Source organism: Kitasatospora sp. NPDC002522 (assembly GCF_053595195.1).
The window spans coordinates 181,693-204,075 of record NZ_JBSFXE010000008.1; the positions used below are offsets into that span (position 1 = coordinate 181,693).

At 70.1% G+C, this 22,383-nt stretch carries 20 protein-coding genes; 9 read left to right on the forward strand and 11 right to left on the reverse strand.

Features of this window, described 5'->3' with window-relative positions; all coding sequences use genetic code 11:
* Positions 1–72 precede the first annotated feature (72 nt).
* Positions 73–828: a GNAT family N-acetyltransferase gene (locus ACWD4U_RS09410; protein ID WP_363460742.1), complete on the forward strand. Its 756-nt coding sequence runs from the start codon at positions 73–75 to the stop codon at positions 826–828.
* A gap of 235 nt (positions 829–1,063) precedes the next feature.
* On the opposite strand, the gene ACWD4U_RS09415 is transcribed toward ACWD4U_RS09410, so the two are convergent.
* The 8 genes from ACWD4U_RS09415 to ACWD4U_RS09450 form a co-directional block, all read right to left on the reverse strand.
* Positions 1,064–1,384, reverse strand: a complete 321-nt coding sequence (locus tag ACWD4U_RS09415) for a transcriptional regulator (RefSeq protein ID WP_363460740.1) — start codon at positions 1,382–1,384, stop codon at positions 1,064–1,066.
* Positions 1,381–1,875: a hypothetical protein gene (locus ACWD4U_RS09420; RefSeq protein WP_363460738.1), complete on the reverse strand. Its 495-nt coding sequence runs from the start codon at positions 1,873–1,875 to the stop codon at positions 1,381–1,383. Before ACWD4U_RS09420 ends, ACWD4U_RS09415 begins: the two co-directional genes overlap by 4 nt.
* Before the next feature lie 130 nt (positions 1,876–2,005).
* The gene (locus ACWD4U_RS09425; RefSeq protein ID WP_363460736.1) at positions 2,006–2,443 is read right to left on the reverse strand and encodes a ribonuclease; all 438 of its coding nucleotides are present in this window, start codon (positions 2,441–2,443) and stop codon (positions 2,006–2,008) included.
* A gap of 194 nt (positions 2,444–2,637) precedes the next feature.
* A complete protein-coding gene (gene ppdK / locus ACWD4U_RS09430; RefSeq protein ID WP_449787151.1) occupies positions 2,638–5,346 on the reverse strand; it encodes a pyruvate, phosphate dikinase in 2,709 nt (902 codons plus the stop codon).
* Positions 5,347–5,911: 565 nt separating this feature from the next.
* Positions 5,912–7,099 carry a tRNA dihydrouridine synthase DusB gene (gene dusB / locus ACWD4U_RS09435; protein ID WP_363461437.1) on the reverse strand — a complete coding sequence of 396 codons (1,188 nt, stop codon included), beginning with the start codon at positions 7,097–7,099 and terminating at the stop codon, positions 5,912–5,914.
* Between the two features lie 133 nt (positions 7,100–7,232).
* A complete protein-coding gene (locus ACWD4U_RS09440; RefSeq protein ID WP_363461439.1) occupies positions 7,233–7,976 on the reverse strand; it encodes a DUF4097 family beta strand repeat-containing protein in 744 nt (247 codons plus the stop codon).
* Between the two features lie 149 nt (positions 7,977–8,125).
* Positions 8,126–8,773: a response regulator transcription factor gene (locus ACWD4U_RS09445; RefSeq protein ID WP_363461441.1), complete on the reverse strand. Its 648-nt coding sequence runs from the start codon at positions 8,771–8,773 to the stop codon at positions 8,126–8,128.
* A complete protein-coding gene (locus tag ACWD4U_RS09450; RefSeq protein WP_363461443.1) occupies positions 8,761–9,990 on the reverse strand; it encodes a sensor histidine kinase in 1,230 nt (409 codons plus the stop codon). Before ACWD4U_RS09450 ends, ACWD4U_RS09445 begins: the two co-directional genes overlap by 13 nt.
* Positions 9,991–10,125: 135 nt before the next feature.
* On the opposite strand from ACWD4U_RS09450, the gene ACWD4U_RS09455 reads away from it, so the two are divergent.
* Complete coding sequence (locus tag ACWD4U_RS09455) at positions 10,126–10,608, forward strand: hypothetical protein (protein WP_363461445.1); 483 nt, start codon at positions 10,126–10,128, stop codon at positions 10,606–10,608.
* Between the two features lie 475 nt (positions 10,609–11,083).
* Here ACWD4U_RS09455 and ACWD4U_RS09460 read toward each other — a convergent pair whose 3' ends face one another.
* Positions 11,084–11,935, reverse strand: coding sequence for a helix-turn-helix transcriptional regulator (locus ACWD4U_RS09460; protein ID WP_363461447.1), 852 nt, complete (start codon positions 11,933–11,935; stop codon positions 11,084–11,086).
* Positions 11,936–12,036: 101 nt separating this feature from the next.
* Here ACWD4U_RS09460 and ACWD4U_RS09465 point away from each other — a divergent pair, with 101 nt between their 5' ends.
* The 3 genes from ACWD4U_RS09465 to ACWD4U_RS09475 all read left to right on the forward strand — a co-directional run bounded on the left by ACWD4U_RS09465 (position 12,037) and on the right by ACWD4U_RS09475 (position 16,087).
* Entirely contained in the window at positions 12,037–13,470 is a 1,434-nt protein-coding gene (locus ACWD4U_RS09465) for an MFS transporter (protein WP_449787152.1), read from the forward strand.
* A 156-nt stretch (positions 13,471–13,626) separates the two neighbouring features.
* Complete coding sequence (locus ACWD4U_RS09470; protein ID WP_363461451.1) at positions 13,627–14,223, forward strand: NADAR family protein; 597 nt, start codon at positions 13,627–13,629, stop codon at positions 14,221–14,223.
* 1,075 nt (positions 14,224–15,298) lie between these two features.
* Positions 15,299–16,087 (forward strand): hypothetical protein, encoded by a 789-nt coding sequence (locus tag ACWD4U_RS09475; RefSeq protein WP_363461453.1) that lies wholly within the window; start codon positions 15,299–15,301, stop codon positions 16,085–16,087.
* Between the two features lie 235 nt (positions 16,088–16,322).
* On the opposite strand, the gene ACWD4U_RS09480 is transcribed toward ACWD4U_RS09475, so the two are convergent.
* On the reverse strand, positions 16,323–17,705 hold the full coding sequence (locus ACWD4U_RS09480) for a glycine--tRNA ligase (protein ID WP_363461455.1): 1,383 nt from the start codon (positions 17,703–17,705) through the stop codon (positions 16,323–16,325).
* Between the two features lie 266 nt (positions 17,706–17,971).
* Between ACWD4U_RS09480 and ACWD4U_RS09485 the strand changes: the two genes are divergently transcribed.
* The 4 genes from ACWD4U_RS09485 (at position 17,972) to ACWD4U_RS09500 (ending at position 21,396) form a co-directional block, all read left to right on the forward strand.
* A complete protein-coding gene (locus tag ACWD4U_RS09485; RefSeq protein WP_363461457.1) occupies positions 17,972–18,922 on the forward strand; it encodes a metal ABC transporter substrate-binding protein in 951 nt (316 codons plus the stop codon).
* A 154-nt stretch (positions 18,923–19,076) separates the two neighbouring features.
* Positions 19,077–19,901, forward strand: coding sequence for a metal ABC transporter ATP-binding protein (locus ACWD4U_RS09490; RefSeq protein WP_363461459.1), 825 nt, complete (start codon positions 19,077–19,079; stop codon positions 19,899–19,901).
* Positions 19,898–20,941 (forward strand): metal ABC transporter permease, encoded by a 1,044-nt coding sequence (locus ACWD4U_RS09495; protein ID WP_363461460.1) that lies wholly within the window; start codon positions 19,898–19,900, stop codon positions 20,939–20,941. Before ACWD4U_RS09490 ends, ACWD4U_RS09495 begins: the two co-directional genes overlap by 4 nt.
* Positions 20,942–20,976: 35 nt before the next feature.
* Positions 20,977–21,396, forward strand: a complete 420-nt coding sequence (locus ACWD4U_RS09500; RefSeq protein ID WP_363461462.1) for a Fur family transcriptional regulator — start codon at positions 20,977–20,979, stop codon at positions 21,394–21,396.
* A 149-nt stretch (positions 21,397–21,545) separates the two neighbouring features.
* Here the strand turns inward: ACWD4U_RS09500 and ACWD4U_RS09505 are convergent, their stop codons facing one another.
* The gene (locus ACWD4U_RS09505) at positions 21,546–22,382 is read right to left on the reverse strand and encodes an isoprenyl transferase (protein WP_363461464.1); all 837 of its coding nucleotides are present in this window, start codon (positions 22,380–22,382) and stop codon (positions 21,546–21,548) included.
* Position 22,383: the final 1 nt, after the last annotated feature.

Below are 22,383 nucleotides of genomic sequence, written 5' to 3' on the forward strand. Positions count from 1 at the left end.
CGAACGACCACTGCCCTCGAGCCGCGAACCCGGCACGCGGGCCCCGACGACCGCCGAAGGACCGAAGGATCCGTGCCCGTACCCGTCACCCTCTACGGCCGCACCGTGCGGCTGGAGCCCCTCGCCGAGTACCACGCCCCGGCCCTGGCCGAGGCAGGCGCTGAGGACCGTACGACCTACGCCTTCACCCCTGTCCCGCACGGCCTCGAAGCCGCCCGGGATTACATCGCGCGCGCCCTCGCTGATCAGGCGGCGGGCCGGTCCCTGCCCTTCGCGACGGTGAGCGTCGCCGAGAACCGGGTGGTCGGCTCGACCCGGTTCCTGGAACTGGACTACTGGCAGGGTCCGCTGGTGTGGCCGCCGATGCCGGGGGTGCCCTACGGAGATCCGCAGGAAGCGGTTCCGGACGCGGCAGAGATCGGGAATACCTGGCTTTCGCCGCGGGCGCAGGGCACCGGCATCAACACCGAGGCCAAGCTGCTGATGCTGCGGTACGCCTTCGAGCAGTGGAGCGTTCGGCGGATCTCCCTGCGGGCGGATGCCCGCAACACCCGCTCGCGGATCGCGATCGAGCGCCTCGGAGCCACCCCCGAAGGGGTGCGCCGAGCGCACTCGCGCGGCCTTGACGGGGTGGTTCGGTCCACCGCGTTCTACTCGATCCTGGACGAGGAGTGGCCGGCCGTCCGCGACATCATCGAGCTGCGGATCGCCGCCGCGACCTCGCCCAGCGCGCCCGACCCGGCGCCGCTCAACCAGGAGTGCCTTAGACACGGCGGCTCCCTGGTCGGCGAGTCGATGATCGGCGGCTCCCTGATCCCGGCCGCCTGAGACGGCCCTTCCGGCTCCCGCGGGTGCGGTGAGCCGGACCCCACCGGGGTGATCGGACGGTGCGGCGAACCCGCTCCGCCTGATCACCCCGGTGGCATGCACGGGGCTGTGCGGCTTGGACACTCTGTCGAGTTGTCAAGGAGCCGGGCAACCATGGGGGTTCGCCTCACCTCCGCTCCTTCGATGTGATCGATCTGACACTCCGCCGGCTGCGCGGCGCACGTCGGCTGCTGGATCATCCCTCCTCCGGGCCGGCCTCGGCCCCGGCCGCCTCGGCGGCGGCGGCGAGCTGCTGGAGTGCAGCGAGGTGGGCCGCGAGGACGGCTCGGCCGCGCTCGGTGGCCGAGAGCCACGTGCGGGGCCGCTTGCCCACGTATCCCTTGCGGGCTCGGAGATAGCCGGACGCCTCCAGGCTGGACGCGGTCTTGCTGAGCACCGAGTCCGAGACCTGGCAGTAGTCCCGGACCACCGAGAACTCGGCCTCCAGGCATCCGCTGAGGAACGCCAGGACGGTGAGCTTGGTGGGCTGGTGGAGTATGGGGTCCAGTCCGTTCACTGCTCGCTGCTCATGGTCTGCTCCTTGACTTGACGGTTGATCAGGCTGATGACGCCCCAGAGCGCCAGCCCTCCGGCGGCGCCTGCGGCGGTTATCGCCCATCGTTGGTCGCCGCTGACCAGCCAGGTGGCGAGCCCTGCCACGGCTGCGACGAGGACGACCGCGCCGAGTGCAGGGAACGTGTGCGGCGGAAGGCCGCGCTCGGCGAGCCTGGCGACTCCGCTGGCGCGGGCCGCCACTCGCACTATCACCGCGAGCACCACGACCAGGCCGAGCGCGCACAGCGGTATCAGCCACTGCCACTGGTGGCGGAAGCTCTGCCCGAGCGCCGCCCCGTAGGCGGCGAAGGACGCTCCGATGCCCGGCCCGTACCACCAGGGCAACGGCGCGGGCCGCCGGGCTGCCGCTCGGGCGCGGCCGGCGAGGGCGAGCGCTTCGGCGGGCGAGAGCGCCGCGGTCTCCTGGTGGGTGAGGTACTTGTCGTCAGCCATCGACTCCCCCGAGTGGACGTCCCGTCAGATCCGGCCCGTCGCCGAATCAAGTACTGGCACTCTGTCACATACTTTCCGGAGTGGAAAGTTATTTTCCGAGGGAACTCTCGCGGTGCCGGATGAGGGTGCGTCAGCAGCGGGCGTCGATCTCCTGAAAGGTGGCGTAGTGGTCGGCCGTCCAGTACTGCTCGCCCGCACTGCCGGTGACGATCCGTCGGGTGCCACGGTCGTCCGAGCCCGGGGTGACCACGGTGAACTCGTGGTAGTAGCCCTTGTTCTGGCGGGGCAGCCGGCTCTCGCGGTTCTCGAAGACGATGCCGTCGGAGCGGTAGGGGTAGGGACCGCCCTTGGTGATCAGGCCGAGGGTGTCCTGGGCCTGCGCCGGCAGTCGGCTGCGGCAGACGTCGGCGAGCGCCTGACTGGTGGGGACCCACGAGGCTCGGGCGGACGGGGACTTCGCGGCGGTCGGACTGCCTGAGCCACTGCCTCCCAGGAGGGCGGCCACCGCGGCCCCGATGCCGAGGACGACCAGGAATGCGAGGGTGATCAGGCGGTTTCGGCTGCTCATGGGCCCAGCTTGCCGTATCGGGTTCACACGGACGGGCAGCTCCGCAGCCGGGGCACAACGAAACCGGGGCGGGAGCGGACGCCATTGTCCGTTCCCGCCCCGGCTGCTACGTACGGCGGCTCTCCTGCGCCGAGCTCCGCCGTACGCCCCTCCCCGACGGAGGGGTTGCGGTCAGTGAATCGCGCTGTTTCGTGTCAGCGCGAGTCGCTTCCCGCCGTCTCGATGGCGGCGCGGCCCGCTTCCAGGCGCGCCACCGGAATCCGGAAGGGAGAGCAGGATACGTAGTCCAGCCCCACCTCGTGGAAGAAGTGGACCGAGTCGGGGTCACCGCCGTGCTCGCCGCAGACGCCGAGCTTGAGGTCGGGGCGGGTGGCCCGACCGGCCTGGGCGGCGTTCTTGACCAGGGCGCCGACGCCGTCGCGGTCGATGGTCTCGAACGGACTGACGCCGAAGATGCCCTTCTCCAGGTAGGCCGTGAAGAACGAGGCCTCGACGTCGTCGCGGGAAAAGCCCCAGACGGTCTGGGTCAGGTCGTTGGTGCCGAAGGAGAAGAAGTCGGCGGCCTCGGCGATCTGACCGGCCGTCACGGCGGCACGCGGCAGCTCGATCATGGTGCCGAGCTTGATGTCCAGGTTGACGCGGGTGGAGGCGGCGACCTCGGCGAGCACCCGCTCGCACTCGTCGCGGACCAGCTCCAGCTCCTGGACGGTGCCGACCAGCGGGATCATCACCTCGGGGCGCGGGTCGCCGCCCGCCAGCTTCCGCTCGGCCGCGGCCTCGGCGATGGCCCGGACCTGCATGCCGAACAGGCCGGGGATGACCAGGCCGAGGCGAACGCCGCGCAGACCCAGCATCGGGTTGGCCTCGTGCAGGCGGTGCACGGCCTGGAGCAGGCGCAGGTCGTTCTCGTTCGGGTCCTTGCGGGCCTCGGCGAGGGCGACGCGCACCGACAGCTCGGTGATGTCGGGAAGGAACTCGTGAAGCGGCGGGTCGAGCAGACGGACCGTCACCGGGAGCCCGTCCATCGACTGGAACAGCTCCAGGAAGTCGCCCTTCTGCAGCGGCAGCAGGCTGGACAGCGCGGTCTCGCGGTCCTTGTCGTTGTCCGCCAGGATCAGGTGCTCGACCTCCTTGCGCCGCTCCTCGCCGAGGAACATGTGCTCGGTGCGGCACAGGCCGATGCCCTGGGCACCGTACCGGCGGGCGCGGTTCGCGTCCTCGGCGTTGTCGGCGTTGGCGCGTACCGCGAGGCGGCGACGGCCGTCGGCGTGCGACATCAGGCGGTGCACGGCCTGGACCAGTCCGCCCTGGACGTCGGCGCCGGCGTGCAGGGTGCCCTCGAAGTACTCGACCACCGGGGACGGCAGGACCGGGACCTCGCCCAGGTACACCTTGCCGTTGGCGCCGTCGATGGACACCACGTCGCCTTCGTGGACGACATGGCCGTCGGCCGTGGTGAACTTGCGGTTCTTGGTGTCGACCTCGAGTTCCTCGGCGCCACAGACACAGGTCTTGCCCATGCCGCGGGCGACCACGGCCGCGTGCGAGGTCTTGCCACCGCGGGAGGTGAGGATGCCCTCGGCCGCGATCATGCCCTCGAGGTCGTCGGGGTTGGTCTCGCGGCGGACCAGGATGACCTGCTCGCCGGAACGCGACCACTTCACCGCGGTGTAGGAGTCGAAGACCACCTTGCCGACCGCCGCGCCGGGCGAGGCAGCGATGCCGTACGCGACCGGCTTGGTCTCCGAGGTGGGGGCGAAGCGCGGGAACATCAGCTGGGCGAGCTGGCCGCCGGTGACGCGGTGCAGCGCCTCGTCGAGGTCGATCAGGCCCTGGTCGACCAGCTGGACCGCGATCCGGAACGCGGCGGCGGCGGTGCGCTTGCCGACGCGGGTCTGCAGCATCCAGAGCTTGCCGCGCTCGATGGTGAACTCGATGTCGCACAGGTCCCGGTAGTGGTTCTCCAGGGTCTGCATGATGGTCATCAGCTCGTCGTACGACTTCTTGTCGAGCTGCTCCAGGTCGGCCAGCTGGAGGGTGTTGCGGATGCCCGCCACCACGTCCTCGCCTTGGGCGTTCTGCAGGTAGTCGCCGTAGACGCCCTGGGTGCCGGTGGAGGGGTCGCGGGTGAAGGCGACACCGGTGCCCGAGTCCTCGCCGAGGTTGCCGAAGACCATGGTGCAGACGTTGACGGCAGTGCCCAGATCGTTCGGGATGCGCTCCTGACGGCGGTACAGGCGGGCGCGGTCGCCGTTCCAGGAGTGGAAGACGGCGTGGATCGCCAGGTCCAGCTGCTCGCGCGGGTCCTGCGGGAACGCCCGGCCGGTCTCCCGGAGCACGATCGCCTTGAAGGTCTCGACCAGCGCCTTCAGGTCCTCGCCGGTCAGGTCCAGGTCGTTGGCGGTGCCCTTGGCGTGCTTGGCCTCGTCCAGCGCCTCTTCGAACAGCTCGCCGTCGACACCCAGGACGGTCTTGCCGAACATCTGGACCAGACGACGGTAGGAGTCCCAGGCGAAGCGCTCGTTGCCGGACTGGGCGGCGAGCCCGGTCACCGAGGCGTCGGAGAGACCGATGTTCAGGACGGTGTCCATCATGCCGGGCATGGAGAACTTGGCGCCCGAGCGGACCGAGACCAGCAGCGGGTTGTCGGCCTGGCCGAGCTGCTTGCCCATCCCCTGCTCGAGGGCGACCAGATGGCCGGAGATCTCCTCGTTCAGCGAGGCCGGCTCACGGCCGGTCTCCAGGAAGACCTTGCAGGCCTCGGTGGTGATGGTGAACCCCGGAGGGACGGGAAGGCCCAGGTTGGTCATCTCGGCGAGGTTCGCACCCTTCCCGCCGAGAAGATCCTTCAGGTCCTTGTTTCCTTCGGTGAAGGAGTAAACAAACTTCTGCTTCGCCGCCACGGGTCGCTCTCCTCGCACACGGTTGCCCTGACGCCGGAGAACATACCCATTTCGAAGGCCGTGTAGGGGAGCGAATAGCTCGTACGAGCTGCCGAGCAGCCGATTGACCAGCAGATCGAATGCCCGAGTAGGCGTTTGCCTGTCTTCTCGAAATCGTCCGGATGACGCTAGTTATCGTTCAAGAAGTGAAGGCATCGAAACCTGAAGCTCACACGAACCGGACAGAGAGTTACGGCTCTCGCCTCGCCGCGTTTCCCCGGCTTGATTTCCTGCAGCCAGCTGCGCCGATCCACCGAGGGGCCCGTTCGGGAAGCGATCCGGACTTGTACACCTTGGCGAACTCCGCTGACTGACCGTCACTCGCCACGATATGTGGCCAGCGTCACGGACGCATCTCAGCCGTCGAAGCGAGGCCGCCTACGCAAGATGTCGCGTTCCGTTGATGATCCATTGCGTTACGTCGCTGGATTTCGCCTTGAAGGAGCCCGCTTGTCCATCATGGACAACTCCCCTGGGACGCTTCGGCCAGCCTCGATCGAGGCAGCAAATTGCCACTATGGACAGATCATCCACCAGAGGTGTCCGATTCGGCGTCTTCGCCGAGCCGGGCACACTCGTACGGATCGTCCAACCAGCCGTCGGGCAGGACCACCCGGTTGTTGCCGCTGGTCCGGCCACGCGGGCCGTCGGCGCCGAGCGGCCAGTCCTGGTCCTGGTCGACCAGGGCGAGCGTCTCGGTGAGTTCGGTCAGCGAGCTGGCGCTGGCGAGCTTCACCCGCAGCTCGGAGCCGACCGAGAAGCCCTTGGTGTACCAGGCGACGTGCTTGCGGAAGTCGATGACGCCGCGAGCCTCGTCGCCGAGCCACTCCCCCAGGAGCTGGGCGTGGCGCACCATGGCACGCGCGACGTAGCCGAACGTGGGGCGGGCGTAGTCGACGTCGCCCTCGAAGATCGCGACCAGGTCCTTGAACAGCCAGGGGCGGCCCAGGCAGCCGCGGCCGACCACGACGCCGTCGCATCCCGTTTCGCGCATCATCCGCAGCGCGTCATCGGCGGACCAGATATCGCCGTTGCCGAGCACCGGGATCTCGGCCGGGACGGACTCGCGCAGCCTGGCGATGGCGGACCAGTCCGCGGTACCGCCGTAGTGCTGCGCGGCGGTGCGGCCGTGCAGGGCGATCGCCGCGACGCCCTCCTCGGCACCGATCCGACCCGCGTCCAGGAAGGTGAGGTGGTCGTCGTCGATGCCCTTGCGCATCTTCATGGTGACCGGGAGCTCGCCGGCGTTGGAGACCGCCTCACGGAGGATCTCGCGCAGCAGGTTGCGCTTGTACGGCAGCGCGGAGCCGCCGCCCTTGCGGGTCACCTTGGGGACCGGGCAGCCGAAGTTGAGGTCGATGTGGTCGGCGAGGCCCTCGGAGGAGATCATCCGGGCAGCCTTGCCAACCGTCTCCGGGTCCACCCCGTACAGCTGGATCGAGCGGGGCTTCTCGCTCGGGTCGAACTTGATCAGCTGCATGGTCTTGGCGTTCCGCTCGACCAGCGCCCGGGTGGTGATCATTTCCGAGACGTACAGGCCCTTGCCGCCGCTCTGCTCTCGGCACAGGGTGCGGAACGGGGCGTTGGTGATGCCTGCCATCGGGGCCAGCACCACCGGCGGCCAGACCTGCAGCGGCCCGATGTTCAGCGGAGCGAACTCCGGGGCGGCGGAGGCCGTCGGGGTCGCCTGGGCGGAGTCGGGCGTGGTGGTCATGCGCGGCAGATCCTCAACGGGTCGGGCCCCTACGGCGGGAATCGGGACTCTTCATTGTCCCTCACCGGGTGAGTGGCCCAGCCCGGCCATCCACCCGTCGGCCGGGCCGGACGGCGCCACTTCGACGAGCCGCCTATTGCGGGCCGCCGCGGCTGAGCGTGACGGAGCCGGAGGCGGCCGTGACGTCGAGCGAGCGGGGTGCCGAGGAGTCCTGGATGGACGGGTCGACGTCCTGATGGCCACTGGCCGTCGAGAGATCGACCCGGTAGTGGTTGTGGTCGTCGGGGACGGTGAGCGTCAGCCCTCCCGAGGAGAGCCGGGCGGTCACCGACTGGGGTGCGCGGTCATAGCGCAGCACCACCTCGGCGGAGGAGGAGAACACCCTGGTGGTGGGGGCGCTCAACTTGGAGCCGAGGATCTGGCCGGAGCCACCCTTGGCCCAGATCGGTCCGCTGACCGCGATCAGCTCCACTTGGCCCGAGCCGGTCTCCACCGAGGTCTCGCCCGAGATGCCGTGCACCTCCGTTCGGCCGGAGCCGTTTCGCGCGTGCACCACCGTCGCGGCAGGCACCTCTATGTCGAGCGCGACCGCGCAGCCGAGCACCTGGTGGCCGCGTGGGCAGCCTACGGTGACGGCAAGGGCGCCGTCCTTGACCTCCTTGCGCACGGCCGGTCTGCCCAACGCCCACCCGACCCGTTCCTCGACGACGATGCGGTCGCTGCCGCCGGCGCGGATGGTGACCCGGGCCGGTCCTGAGTCGATGTCCAGCCGACTGATCGACTCGAAGTAACTCTGCTCGGCGACGGTCTCCTGCTCGGCCAGCATGGCCCAAGCGGTGGCACCGCCTGACAGCAGTAGGCCGACGAGCACCAGCACGCTGACGATCCGCCAGGTACGGCGCTCTCCTTCGCTGGGCCGTTTCGCCGGAGCGAGTGGCGTGGCCGGCCACCAGGCGGGAAGTCGACCGGGTGCGCCCGACCGCCTGCCGGACCCCGGTCGCCTGTCAGCCGACACCCGCTGGTCGGTCACTGGCCGACCTCCAGGAAGCGAAGCACGGCCAGCACTCTCCGGTGGGTGTCGTCGGCCGGGGCAAGGTCGAGCTTGGTGAAGATCGAGTTGATGTGCTTGGCCACTGCGCTGTCGCTGACCACGAGGGATTCGGCGATCGCGGTGTTGGAGCGGCCTTCTGCCATCAGCGCCAGCACGTCCTTCTCACGGGGTGTCAGCCGGTGCAGCGGATCGCGGTCGCGGCGGAGCAACAGTTGGGCGACCACCTCGGGGTCGAGGGCGGTGCCGCCCTCGGCGACACGTTGGAGTGCCTCGACGAACTCGTCCACATTGGCCACCCGCTGCTTCAGCAGGTAACCCACGCCGCTGGTGTTGGTGGACAGCAGGTCTGCCGCGTAGCGCTCCTCCACATACTGCGAGAGCAGCAGTACCGCGATCTCCGGCCACTGACGGCGAATGACCAGGGCGGCACGGACGCCCTCGTCAGTGAAGCCAGGTGGCATCCGGACGTCCGCCACCACGATCTGCGGGCGGTGCTCCTCCACCGCGGTGAGCAGCGCCTCGGCGTCGGCGACCGCAGCTGCGACCTCGTAGCCCTCGGACTCGAGGACCTTGACGATGCCGACCCGGAGGAGGACCGAGTCCTCGGCGATCACAGCTCGCATGGCAGCTCCATGGTGAGGGTGGTGGGGCCCCCGCGGGGGCTGGTGATGGCGAACGAACCGTCCACCGACGCGGCGCGCTTGCGCAGACCGGTCAGGCCGGTGCCGCGATCGGAGTCGGCGCCGCCGATGCCGTCGTCGGTGACCGTGATGAGGAGTCGGTCGTCGCGTCTGCGCAGGGTGAGGTCCACTCGGGACGCCTTGGCGTGCTTGGCCGCGTTGGCCAGCGCCTCGGAAACGGTGAAGTAGGCGACCGCCTCGACGGTGGGGGCTATCCGGCCGGTCAGCTCGACGGTGAGGCGGACCGGGACGGGGCTGCGGGCGGCGATGCCGGAGAGCGCGGCGTCGAGTCCTCGGTCCTCCAGGACCACCGGGTGCAGTCCGCGGATCAGGTCGCGCAACTCCTCGATGGCGGCTTGGGACTCCTCGTGCGCGGCGACGATCACCGCCATCGCGTCAGGTGGGACGTCCCGCAGCGTGCGGCGGGCGAGGCCCAGGTTCATGGCCAGCGACACCAGGCGTTGCTGGGCGCCGTCGTGCAGGTCGCGTTCGATTCGGCGGCGCTCGGCGTCCGCCGCATCGACCACGCCGGCTCGGCTCTCCGCCAGTTCCTCGACCCGCTGCTCCAGTACCTCGGTGCGGTTGGGGCCGAGCAGGACGCGGACCGTCCACAGATCGAGCAGGGCCGGGCCGGCCGCGAGCCAGGGCGCGGCGGCGAGCAACAGCAGACCGGCCAGCGTGGCCAGCATGCCGTAGCCAACCCAGCCCGACCGCGTGTGGAGCGGATTGTCGGCCGGCATCAGCCACACCCAGCCGAAGAACGAGACCAGAACGGCCCCGGCTCCCCACAGGCCGAGCACGACCATGGCGCAGAGCATCTGCAGCGGGGCCACTACCAGGTGGTAGACAGCCTGACGCCATGTCAGGCCCGCAGTGATCCTGGCCAGCCAGCCCGCGCCGGGCGGCAGTCGACCCGGGATCTCGACCCCTCGCAGCGTACGGACCCGGCTGCGTTGGAGCGTGGTCAGCAGGTCGAGGCAGGCGGCCAGCAGGAGCAGCCCGAACAGCATCCCGCTCACAGGCAGGCTGACGACGAGTAGACAGGGCAGGCCGAGCGGGAACCCGGCTGCCAAGAACAGCGAGTCCCGTCGGGCCGCCACGGACCAACGGGCCAGCGCCGAGCTGCGGCGGGCGGGTTGGCGCAGGTGCGACTGGAACATGCGGCACAGCGTAGAGGCGGGTTGATCAAGGCTTCCATGGTGCCCACGTCCGTCTTTGGGGTGTACCTAGCTACACCCCAAAGACGGACGTGGGCGCTACCGACAAGATCTTTGCGTCTCGCGATTCTTGACGGCATGACGAACACGAACCTGATGCGTTGCGGCCGCGGTCCCCTGTTCCACTCCCGCGGTCTGGTCACCGGCCCCGCCGACCCGGTCCTCGGCGACGACCTGCCCGGACAGCTCTCCCTCGTGGGCCCGTGGTCGGTGCGACTGCGTACTGGCCGACGAGCCGCCATGGAGGTGTACGAGCACGGCGAGTTGCTCGATGTGGTGGTCGAGTCCGGACTGAGTCGTGCCCTTCTGCGCGGGGCGCGGCGAAGTAGGGGCGGCGGGCCCGAGCCGACCGCCTGTGCCTGGGGCAGGCTGCCCTCGTGCGGGGCGGCGCCGACGGTGGGCTTCCTCGGCGGCGGCCTGCGGCGGCGGGCTGAGACGACCGCCGAAGTGCGGAGCTCCGGACCGTTCTGGTTCGCCTCGGCAACGGGACGGTTCCGCTGGGTACGAGCCCAACCGGCGGCCTGCTGCGCCGAGCACGTCGAGTTGGGGAGGGCGGCATGACCATGGGCATGAGCGTGGCCACCGTCCCGGCTTTCCGCCGTCTCGGCTCCGGTACGGCGCAACGGCCGGGTGGGGCGATATCCGCGCCTGGACGAGAGGCTGCGCCGCGGCTGGAAGTGCCGTTCCTGGCCAGCGGCTTGCTGCTGCTGCCCTGGGTTGCCTGCTTGGCCGCGGTGCCGGGTGGGCTGCCGTGGGCCGTGCTCGACCTGGTGGAGGCGGCCGCGCTGTTGTCCACAGCCGTGATGTTGCGACGGGGCCGCGACGTCCGGTGGCCAGCCGCGCTGGCCGCGGTGCTGCTGACGGCTGACGCGGGGTGCGATCTCGCCACCGCCGTCGGTGGATCCGGGATAGCGGCCGCCCTGCTGATGGCGGTCGGAGCGGAGTGCCCGCTCGCCTTGCTGTGCTGGTCGGTGGCCTTCGAACCGTCCGGTCCGACAGCCGTTGCCGGCAGGGCTGCCGACTGGTGGGTCAGCAGTCAGGCTCCGGCGGCGAGTTGCTGGAGCCGGGCCCGGGTCTCGGCGTCCTGGGGCACGTACCCGATCAACCGGGTTCCGGTCCGAGGGCCGAGCCACAGGTTGGTGTACTCGAAGCGCAGCGGGCCGACCTCCGGCAGTACGAACTGCTTGAGGCCGTTGACCAGCCCGGAGACCTCGTGCAGTTCCCATGCTTCCCGGAAGTCCGGGGAGACCTTGAGCAGTCGGCCGACCAGTGACTTCCACGACGGTTCCGCCGCGTGGTCGGCCATCGCGGTGCGGAACCGGGCCACCACGCCGGCCCGGGCCGCCGCGCAGTCCGCCAGATTCCGAGCGAACGGAGTGTCAGTGAAGAGCATCCACATGATGTTGCGGTCCTCTTCGGGGATCACGTCCAAGTCCCCGGTGAGCCAGGTGTACGCGCGGTTGTACGCCAGGATGTCGAACCGGCTGCTGATCACCACCGCGGGGAACGGGTCCAGCTGTTCCACCATCGAGCGCACGGCCGGCGAGACGGTGGCGCACTCCTTCACCGGCACGGGGTCCTCGCTGCCCGCGAGAGTGAACAGGTGCGAGCGCTCGTTGCGGTCGAGCAGCAGAGCCCTGGCCACCGCATCGAGGACCTGGACCGACACCTGGATGTCGCGGCCCTGCTCGAGCCAGGTGTACCAGGTGACGCCCACCGCGGCGAGGCTGGCGACCTCCTCGCGGCGCAACCCGGGCGTGCGGCGGCGGCCCACCACCGGGAGGCCGACCTGCTCCGGTGAAATGCGTTCCCGCCGGCTGCGCAAGAACGTGGCGAGCTCGCGCCGCCGCTCCGCGGAGGGCGTCTGAAGGTCCACAGCAGTAGCCATGCCACCAGGATGACCCATCACTGATCCTGTTGCCAGGTAGTCGTTATACCCGGATAACTACTCTCTGGTACCAGGTTGAGAGGAGCCCCATCGTAGTACTCGTGACTCAGCAGACAGTGCTTCCACATATCCCGTCGCCGGTCCGGCCCGCGGTGCCCGTGCTGGGTACCGCAGGCCTGGTCACCGTCCTTCTCGGCGCGTTCCTCCCGATGCTTGACTTCTTCATAGTGAACGTCGCGCTGCCGACCATCGACCACGATCTGGTCGCCGGCCCCGCCGTGCTCGAACTCGTCGCGGCGGGCTACGGCATCGCCTTCGCCGTCCTGCTCGTACTGGGCGGGCGGCTGGGCGACACCTACGGACGTCGTCGGCTGTTCATCGCCGGAGCGGTCCTCTTCGCCCTCACCTCGCTCGCCTGCGGTGTCGCCCCCACCGCCTGGACCCTGGTCGCCGCCCGGGTCGCACAGGGAGCCTCCGCCGCGCTCCTGCTCCCGCAAGTCCTCGCCACCATCACCGCCACCACCAGCGGTCAGCAGCGCGCCCGTGCCCTCGGCATCTACGGTGCGGTGGGCGGCATTTCGGTGGTGATCGGCCAGGTCCTCGGCGGGCTCCTGGTATCGGCGGACCTCTTCGGCAGCGGATGGCGCTCCGTGTTCCTGCTGAACGTCCCGTTCGCGCTGCTCACCGCGGTCCTGGCGGCGCGCTTCGTCCCGGAGAGCCGGGCTCAGCAGGCGGCCGGGGTGGACCTACCCGGCACCGCCCTGCTCACCGCTGCGCTGCTGGCCCTCTTCGTCCCGCTGATGGAGGGCCGGGCAGTCGACTGGCCGGTGTGGACCTGGGTCTCACTGGCGTCGTTCCCGGTGTTCGCGGCCGCCTTCCTGCGGGTGGAGCGGAAGGCCGAGCGTGAAGGGCGAGTCCCACTCGTCCCGCTCTCGCTCCTCGAAATCCCGGAGATGCGGCGCGGCCTCGGCGTGGCGGTGCCCTACTTCACCGGGTTCGGCGGCTTCATGTTCGTGATCGCGCTGACGCTGCAGAACGGACTGCACGAAGGCCCCGTGGCGGCCGGGTGGGCGCTGGTGCCCATGGCAGTCGGCTACTTCAGCGCCTCACTGGCCGGACCGCGGCTGGTCAGCCGGTTCGGCAGCCGGGTCATCACGGTCGGCGCAGTTGTCCAGGGGCTCGGGCTGGTGACCTTGATCGGCACCGCCCTGGGCGACTGGTCGCACTTCTCGCCGCTGCGGATGCTCCCCGGCGTGGCCCTCGCAGGCATCGGGCAAGGCCTGGTGGGCATGCCCCTGTTCCGGGTGGTCCTCTCCCGGGTTCCCGCCGAGCGGGCGGGGGTCGGCAGCGGGGTGCTGGCGACCACTCAGCAGTCCAGCCTGGCACTGGGAGTGGCGACGCTCGGCACGCTCTTCATCAGTCTCGTCCCCGCGTTGGGAATGGCGAACGCCCTGGCTCTGGTGCTGGCCATCCAGGCGCTCGGTTCCCTGCTGATCGGGTGGCTGAGCATCCGGCTTCCGCGCTCGGTCGGATGACGCCCCGCGGACCGATACCCGAGGGGCCTGCGGCGAGGCCGGTCCGATGGCATCGGCAGTCCGACGTCACCGCAGCCGGGTGACGCCGGACTGCGCCGGGCGGGCCTGCCCGGAAATGGCGAGACCGATGCTGCGAGCCGATGACAGGATGACGACATGACCACTGACCAGCCCGTCCTTCCCACCGAGGCGCGAAGCCGCGAGCAACTGGAGGCCGCGCTCGCGTCCGGCGCCCGGGCCAAGTACCTGCTCTTCTGGGGCCACCGGCCGCAGCGGGACGGTCGGATCGGCGCCGGGTCACTCAGCCAGTGGTGGCCGTCTCCGTTCACGGTCGACGGGGTCGAGTACGCCACCGCCGAGCACTGGATGATGGCCGGCAAGGCGCGGCTGTTCGGTGATGAGGAGATCGTCCCGCGGATCCTCCAAGCCCGAACCCCCGCCGAGGCCAAGAAGTTGGGCCGGCTCGTCACGGGATTCGACGAGCAGCGGTGGGCCGCGCACCGGTTCGAGCTCGTGGTGGCGGGCAGCGTGGCCAAGTTCAGCCAGGACGAGCGGCTGCTCGACTACCTGTACGGCACCGCAGGTCGGGTGCTGGTCGAGGCCAGCCCAGTCGACCGGGTCTGGGGAATCGGCCTCGCCGCCGACGACGACAGGGCCACCGATCCCACCACATGGCGGGGGCTCAACCTGCTGGGCTTCGCCCTGATGGAAGCCCGGGACCGAATCCGGGCCGGGGCACCAAACCACGACTGAGGTGCCGAGTCAAGACCGAGGCACCGAGCCATGACTGAGGCGCCGAGCCATGACCGGAGCGCCGATTCATGACCGGAGCGCCGATTCATGACCGGGACCAGATCGACTCCTGACTAATCGTCACATCGCGGAAACCTGCCTGACCTGCTGGTTCACGAAGTCCGTCGCCACCGGCCCGGCGTCCACCAAATCAGCCGAACTTCTGCACTACTCCAGCCACTCGCATTCCCATCTGGAAAAGGTCCAGACTTGCTCCCGTAACGTGGCCGCCGTACGGCAGCGCCAGGATGGCCACCAATCGTTGTTTCGGGGACCAGTCGGGTGGCCCCCGATGGAGGGGTCAGGGCGGGGCGCGATGACCGTACGCGATCAAGGGCCGGATTCGGCCGATGTCCAAACACTCCGAGCGGAGTTGGACGAACTACTCAGAGCACGAAAATTCGCCGCACAGCGCGAACGACGACTCGCCGAGGCAGTCCGAACCGGGCACGAGCCCGATCACGCGCCGGCCTACGGTCGGCCTCCACGACAGCCCGACCCTGATCTGCTGCGGCAACTGGCCCAGGCCCAAACCCTCCGCGAGGGCCTCGGGGCGCGGTGCGTCGAACTGAGTGACCGTCTACAGGCGGCGGAGGGACGGTTACACGCGGATCGCCTCAGCGACCGCGCGCTGTCCGTCCAGGACTATGCCTCGGGTGCCGTCAGCGGCGGGCAGGTCGCCGCTCAGCGGCCGGGCCCGGATGCCGCCCGATTCCAGGCCGAGCAGCGGGACACCAGCGCGGCGTTCGCCGAGCCCCGCAGGCGGGAGACTCCGGGCTGGGCCCGGACACCGCGCGGGCAGGCTTCAACGCTCGTTGGACACAACGGCAATCCCGCGTCTCGACCGGGCGTCAGCACTCCCGGCAGACAACCGGGACAAGCCGCAGGCCCTGCCCCCGATGACCGCTGGGGTGCACCGGCCGGCGGCCACCCGGCGACGCGTGACTCATTCCAGACAGTCGCATTCCAGACAGGTTCGGTCCAACCCGGCGTGAGCCGCCCCGGGCCGGACCACCGCGAGACAGCGGAGGCAGCCGTGGACACCACTCGGGCATCCGGTGCGGTGCGCTCCCGGACAGCCGCGGAACTGACCGGGCTGGTCCAGCGGATCACCGAGCTGCACCGACAGGGCGCGGCGCACGAGTCCGCGGCGATCGTCGCGCAGGTCTCCGTGATGGTCACCCCGGTAGACCTGGCGCGACTTGCGGGCATGCTGCGGGAGGGGGGACCGGCCGGTTCGTCGACCTACCTGGCACGGTCGGTGGCGCTGGGTACACCCGGGCAGGCTGCGGACGCCCTCGCGGAGCTGCGACGCGAGGGACTGGTCGAGGAGGCTGCCGACCTGTTCCACACCCTGTGGTCGGTGGGCTCGGAGGCCCTGCCCGGGCTGCTGGCCGCTCTGGAGGAGTCCGGGCAGTCCGCGGACGGGCAGACCCTGCTGTGGGAGCGCGCCTCGGCACCGCCCGCTGAACTCGCGGAACTGGCCGACCACTTGCGCACCGCCGGACGGTCTGAGGATGTGCGGAACCTGCTGCGGCAGGCGGCGGGTCGGCCGGTCAAGGAGGTGGCATCGATCGCGACCGCGCTGGGCGGGGAGTTGGCGGTCGAGTTGATCGGCGAGGTGGTGCGGCTGCGCTCCGCCACCGACCTCGGCCAGTTCGGCGCAGCGATCAACGACGCCGTGGAGCTGTACGACGCCCTGCTGTTCGCAGCCGACGCCCTGGAGGAGAGCCGGGCCCGCAGCGCCTTCGCCGCCCTGCGCTCGGCCGGGCTGCCCACCGAACCGGCACCGCGTCCGCGCTCCCGGTCCCGCCTGCGCCGCTGAGAACACGAGCCCGCTGCGGCCTGGTCGACAGGCCCAGCGGGCTGCCAGCCCCTCCCCCGAAGTGGGCCACGGGACCGGCCACGGACCAACCAGCGAACCGGAGAGCCAGCCGACTGGGAACCAGAAGGCCGACAACAGAGGCCCGAGACGCCACCGGCCGGTGGGCCTGCGATACGCGATCGCGGGCCCACCGGCCGGGAGGCTGGTGCTGATTGAGGCGCTGATCGAGACGGTGTCAGCAGCCGATCAGTCGGGCGCCCAGGTAGGACTTCACCTGGTCGAGGGACACGCGCTCCTGCGCCATCGTGTCACGCTCGCGTACGGTCACCGCGTTGTCCTCGAGGGTGTCGAAGTCGACGGTGACGCAGAACGGGGTGCCGATCTCGTCCTGGCGGCGGTAGCGCTTGCCGATCGCGCCGGCGTCGTCGAACTCGACGTTCCAGGCGGTCCGCAGGTCGGCGGCCAGGCCGCGGGCCTTCGGGGAGAGGTCGGCGTTGCGGGACAGCGGCAGCACCGCGACCTTGACCGGGGCCAGGCGCGGGTCGAGCCGCATGCCGACGCGCTTCTCCATGACGCCCTTGGCGTTCGGCGCCTCGTCCTCGAAGTAGGCGTCGAGCAGGAAGGCGAGCATCGCCCGGTTGAGGCCGGCGGCGGGCTCGATGACGTACGGGAAGTACCGCTCGCCGGATTCCTGGTCGAAGTACTTCAGGTCCTGGCCGGAGTGCTCGCTGTGCACCGTCAGGTCGTAGTCGGTGCGGTTGGCGATGCCCTCGAGCTCGGAGAACTCGCTGCCGCCGAAGTTGAAGCGGTACTCGATGTCCACCGTGCGCTTGGCGTAGTGGGACAACTTCTCCTTGGGGTGCTCGAAGAAGCGCATGTTCTCGGTCCGCAGGCCGAGGTCGACGTACCAGTTCCAGCGCTGCTCGAGCCAGTACTCGTGCCACTTCTCGTCCTCGTCCGGCTTGACGAAGAACTCCATCTCCATCTGCTCGAACTCGCGGGTGCGGAAGATGAAGTTGCCGGGCGTGATCTCGTTGCGGAAGCTCTTGCCGACCTGGGCGATGCCGAACGGCGGCTTCTTGCGCGAAGTGGTCTGGACGGCGCGGAAGTTGGTGAAGATGCCCTGGGCGGTCTCCGGGCGGAGGAAGGCCAGGCCGGACGCGTCCTCGGTGACACCGAGGTGCGTCTTCAGCATGCCCGAGAACTCCTTGGGCTCCGTGAAGGCGCCCTTGTTGCCACAGTGCGGGCAGTTGATGTCGGCCAGGCCGTTGGCGGGCAGCTTGCCGTGCTTGGCCTCGTACGCCTCTTCCAGGTGGTCGGCCCGGAAGCGCTTGTGGCAGGAGAGGCACTCGGTCAGCGGGTCGTTGAAGGTGGCGACGTGACCCGAGGCCTCCCACACCTCGCGGGCGAGGATCACCGAGGAGTCGAGACCGACGACGTCCTCCCGAGCGGTGACCATCGCGCGCCACCACTGACGCTTGATGTTCTCCTTGAGCTCGACTCCCAGCGGACCGTAGTCCCAGGCGGCACGAGTACCGCCGTAGATCTCGCTGCAGGGGTAGACGAAGCCACGGCGCTTGCTCAGGCTGACGATCGTGTCGATCTTGTCGGCGGCCACAGTGCTCTCTTCAGTACGACGGCACGGTCAGGACGCGGCTGGTTGCACGCGCCCGAATAACTCAGGGTACCGGGGATGCGGGGGCGGGATTCAACTCGATAGTGGCACGGAGGGGTCGCGGCTGGGCTGTACCGGGAGTGAACACCCGTGCGTTCCCCGGCGTGTTGGGGGATGGTGCGGTGAAGAGGCGGTGCCCGGACAGTGTGACGGCGGCCCTTCGAAACGCAAGTTGACAATCATTTCCAGATAAGATGAGAATGGTTGTCATGAAGATTCGCCGCCTGCCCACCTCGATAGCCTTGGCCGCCACGGCCGTTGTCAGCTCTCTCGTGCTCTCCGCCTGCGGCGGATCCAGCAGCGCTGCCAGCAGCGACAGCGGCGGCAGGCTGAGCGTGGTGGCGTCGTTCTACCCGATGGAGTTCCTCGCCCGACAGATCGGCGGGGACCACGTGAAGGTCACCGACCTGACCGCCGCCGGAGTCGAGCCGCACGACCTGGAACTGACTGCCAAGCAGGTCGCCGCAGTGCAGAAGGCCGACACGGTGGTCTACCTCAAGGGCCTGCAGCCGACGGTCGACAAGGCCGTGGCCCAGTCGCACGCCAAACACGTGGTGGACGCCACCGCCGCCTCCCCGCTGGTCGACCACCACCTGGACGAGGGCACCACCGAGGCGGAGGGCCACGAGCACACCGACGCCGCCGGCGACCCGCACATCTGGCTGGACCCCACCCGCTACGCGGCAGTGGCCCAGGCGGTGGGCGCCGAGCTCGCCAAGGCCGACCCGTCGCACGCCGCCGACTACCAGCACAACACCGACGCGCTGGTCGCCCAACTGGCCACCCTGGACCAGGAGTACCGGGATGGCCTGCAGAACCTCAAGACCAAGACGTTCGTCACCAGCCACGCCGCCTTCGGCTACCTCGCCGACCACTACGGGCTGAACCAGGTCGCCATCAACGGCGTCGACCCGGAGGCCGAGCCCACCCCGTCCCGGCTGGCCGCGATCCAGCAGGCCGCCAAGCAGAACGGCGTCACCACCGTCTTCTTCGAAGCCCTGGTCAGCCCCAAGCTGGCCCAGACCGTCGCCGGCGACCTCGGGCTGAAGACCGCCGTGCTCGACCCCCTGGAAGGGGTCAAGGAGCAGGACAAGAACGACTACTTCTCGGTCATGCGGCAGAACCTCGCCAACCTGCGGTCCGCGCTCGGCGCGAGCTGACCAGCCACCGACCTCACCACCACCGACCGGCCGTAACGACCGGCCGTAACCGACCGGCCACCACCGACCGGCCGGAACCGACCAGCCGGAACCGACCAGCCACCGGCCCCAGCGACTTCGACACCCCACCAGCTAACGGGAAAGCGAAACCACCATGAGTGCTGTCACATCAACGGCAGACTCCGACCAGGCGTGGCACTCCTCCACCGAGGAGGCCGCGCCCGCGGTCGTCAGTCTTCAGGGCGCCGTGGCCACCGTCGGGGGACGGCCGGTGCTGCGCGGCGTCGATCTCACCGTCCGGCCGGGCGAGGTGGTGGCCCTGCTGGGCGCCAACGGGTCCGGCAAGTCCACCACGGTCAAGAGCGTGATCGGATCGGTGCCGCTGGAGAGCGGCAGCCTGGAGCTGTTCGGCCGGCCGCAGCGCCGGTTCCGGGAGTGGCACCGGATCGGGTACGTGCCGCAGCGGACCACCGCGGCCAGCGGGGTCCCGGCCACCGTGCGCGAGGTGGTCTCCACCGGGCGGCTGCCCCAGCACGGGCTGCTGCCGTTCCGCCGCAAGGACCGGGAGGCTGTCGACCGGGCGCTGGCCGCGGTCGGGATGCTGGAGCGGGCCCGCGACGGGGTGGCCGCCCTGTCCGGCGGACAGCACCAGCGGGTGCTGATCGCCCGCGCCCTGGTCGGCCGACCGGACCTGTTGATCATGGACGAGCCGATGGCCGGCGTGGACGTGGACAGCCAGCAGGTGCTCGCCGACATCCTCCGCCGGGAGGTCGAGCGCGGCTGCGCGGTGCTTCTGGTGCTGCACGAACTCGGGCCGCTGGAGCCGCTGATCGACCGGGCGGTGGTGCTGCGCGACGGCTGTGTGGCCCACGACGGACCGCCGCCGCGGGGCGTCGGGCAGCACGCGTTGCCCGGCCACGACCACGTCCACCCGCACGCCGATGACCACCACCGCACCACCCAGGGACTGCTGGCATGATCGAGATGTTCCAACCCGACTTCATGCAGCGGGCGTTCGTCGCCGCGGTACTGGTCGGCATCACCGCACCCGCGGTCGGCATCTACCTGGTGCAGCGCCGCCAGGCGCTGATGGGCGACGGCATCGGGCACGTCGCGCTGACCGGCGTCGGTCTCGGTTTCCTGTTCCAGGCCAACCCGATCTGGATGGCGGTGCTGGTCTGCGTGCTCGGCTCCGTCGTGATGGAGCTGGTCCGCTCGCGCGGCAACCAGCGCGGCGACATCGCGTTGGCGATGCTGTTCTACGGCGGCATGGCCGGCGGCAAGCTGCTGGTCTCGATGAGCAGCCAGGCCGGCAGCGGAAGCCTGGAGAGCTACCTGTGGGGCTCCATCCTCACCGTCGCTCCCGAGGACCTGGCCGTGATCGGGGGCCTGGCGGCGGTGGTCGTCGCGGTCACCCTCGGGCTGCGGCGTCAGCTCTTCGCGGTCTGCCAGGACGAGGAGTTCGCCCGGGTGACCGGTCTGCCGGTGCGGGTGCTGAACCTGCTGCTGGCGGTGATGGCGGCGGTCACCGTCACGGTCGCCATGCGCGTGGTCGGCCTGCTGCTGGTGAGCGCGCTGATGGTGGTCCCGGTCGCAGCGGCGCAGCAGCTGACCCGGTCCTTCGCGGCGACCCAGGCGGCCGCGGTGGGCATCGGCGTGGTGACGGCGCTGTCCGGCGTCGGGGTCTCCTACCAGGCGGACCTGCCGTCCGGCCCCACCATCGTGCTGCAGGCGATCGCGGTCTTCGCCCTGTTCAGCGCGGTGGCCGCGCCGCTGGCCCGGCGGCGGCACCGGGCCGCCACCGACCACGGCCCGGCGGTCTGCGACGTGGCGCTGCCCGCACGTCCCGCAGGTCCCGCACAGGGAACGGATGCGGACGTGGCCACCGCAGCGGTCGGGGAACTCGCCGGGCGACGGGACGGTGAGTCGGCCGGGCAGCGGGTCGTGACCGCCGGACAGGTGGTGGCGGAAGCACCGTCGTCAGGGGAACCGCTGCCAAGTCGGGGGCTGGCACAATGATGTGCGAAACCACTCGACCAGCAGGAGGACCCACGGTGACCACCGCAGGCCCGTCGCCCCGCGCTCGTTCGACTCGGCAGCGCACCGCCGTCTCGGCGGTGCTGGACGAGGTCGAGGACTTCCGCAGTGCGCAGGAGCTGCACGACATGCTGAAGCACCGGGGCGACTCGGTCGGTCTCACCACCGTGTACCGGACGCTGCAGTCGCTGGCCGACGCCGGCGAGGTGGACGTGCTGCGCACCGCCGAGGGCGAGGCGGTGTACCGCCGGTGCAGCAGCGGGCACCACCACCACCTGGTCTGCCGGCACTGCGGGGCGACGGTCGAGGTCGAGGGGCCGGCCGTCGAGCGCTGGGCCAACGCGGTCGCCGCCGAGCACGGCTTCAGCGACATCGCGCACACCCTGGAGATCTTCGGCACCTGCGGCGACTGCGCCGCCAAGCACCAGTCCCAGTAACGCAGCAACGGCGGCGGCAGCGACAGCGACGACTGCAGCATCCGCCACGGCGGCAACGACAGCCGCAGAGAGACACGCGGAGACACACAGAGGGCCCGGATCGGATGTCCGATCCGGGCCCTCCGGTCGATCAAGGGGCTGACGAGGTGTCAGCGCTGCGGCGGCACGTCGGCGCCGGGGGCGACCTCGTTGGGGATGGCCCCGCCGAAGCGGCGGTCGCGCATCGCGTACTGCTCGACGGCCCGCCACAGGTCGCGGCGGTCGAAGTCCGGCCAGAGCACGTCCTGGAACACGAACTCGGCGTACGCGGACTGCCAGGCGAGGAAGTTGGAGGTGCGCTGCTCGCCGCTGGGGCGCAGGAACAGGTCGACGTCCGGCATGTCCGGGTAGTAGAGGTACTTGGCGAACAGCTTCTCGTTGACCTTCTCCGGGTTGAGCTTCCCGGCCGCGACGTCCCGGGCGATGGCCAGGGCGGCGTCGGCGATCTCGGCCCGGCCGCCGTAGTTGACGCAGAAGTACAGCGTCATGGCGTCGTTGTTCTTGGTCTGCTCCTGGGCGATCTGGAGCTCCTGGACGACGCTCTTCCACATCTTCGGCATCCGGCCGACCCAGCGGATCCGGATGCCCATGGCGTCCATCTCGTCGCGGCGGCGGCGGATCACGTCCCGGTTGAAGTTCATCAGGAACTTCACCTCGTCCGGGGAACGCTTCCAGTTCTCGGTGGAGAAGGCGTACAGCGAGAGGTTCTTGACCCCGATCTCCAGGCAGCCGCGCAGCACGTCGAGGACGACGCCCTCGCCGACCCGGTGGCCCTCGGTGCGGGGCAGACCGCGCTCCTTGGCCCAGCGGCCGTTGCCGTCCATCACGACGGCCACGTGGTTCGGGACCAGCTCGCCGGGGATCTTCGGCGGCCGGGCACCGCTCGCGTGCGGGGCCGGGGGCTCGTACGCCCGCTGCTTGCTGCCGAACAGCCGTCGCGCGACCATG

What these genes read in the sequence shown, in the direction of transcription:
- ACWD4U_RS09505 (WP_363461464.1), bottom strand. Translation starts at nt 22,382, where the DNA reads ATGGTCGCGCGACGGCTGTTCGGCAGCAAGCAGCGGGCGTACGAGCCC.
- dusB (WP_363461437.1), bottom strand. Translation starts at nt 7,099, where the DNA reads ATGACCACCACGCCCGACTCCGCCCAGGCGACCCCGACGGCCTCCGCC.
- ACWD4U_RS09455 (WP_363461445.1), top strand. Translation starts at nt 10,126, where the DNA reads ATGACGAACACGAACCTGATGCGTTGCGGCCGCGGTCCCCTGTTCCAC.
- ACWD4U_RS09425 (WP_363460736.1), bottom strand. Translation starts at nt 2,443, where the DNA reads ATGAGCAGCCGAAACCGCCTGATCACCCTCGCATTCCTGGTCGTCCTC.
- ACWD4U_RS09490 (WP_363461459.1), top strand. Translation starts at nt 19,077, where the DNA reads ATGAGTGCTGTCACATCAACGGCAGACTCCGACCAGGCGTGGCACTCC.
- ACWD4U_RS09485 (WP_363461457.1), top strand. Translation starts at nt 17,972, where the DNA reads ATGAAGATTCGCCGCCTGCCCACCTCGATAGCCTTGGCCGCCACGGCC.
- ACWD4U_RS09450 (WP_363461443.1), bottom strand. Translation starts at nt 9,990, where the DNA reads ATGTTCCAGTCGCACCTGCGCCAACCCGCCCGCCGCAGCTCGGCGCTG.
- ACWD4U_RS09495 (WP_363461460.1), top strand. Translation starts at nt 19,898, where the DNA reads ATGATCGAGATGTTCCAACCCGACTTCATGCAGCGGGCGTTCGTCGCC.
- ACWD4U_RS09420 (WP_363460738.1), bottom strand. Translation starts at nt 1,875, where the DNA reads ATGGCTGACGACAAGTACCTCACCCACCAGGAGACCGCGGCGCTCTCG.
- ACWD4U_RS09445 (WP_363461441.1), bottom strand. Translation starts at nt 8,773, where the DNA reads ATGCGAGCTGTGATCGCCGAGGACTCGGTCCTCCTCCGGGTCGGCATC.
- ACWD4U_RS09470 (WP_363461451.1), top strand. Translation starts at nt 13,627, where the DNA reads ATGACCACTGACCAGCCCGTCCTTCCCACCGAGGCGCGAAGCCGCGAG.
- ACWD4U_RS09460 (WP_363461447.1), bottom strand. Translation starts at nt 11,935, where the DNA reads ATGGCTACTGCTGTGGACCTTCAGACGCCCTCCGCGGAGCGGCGGCGC.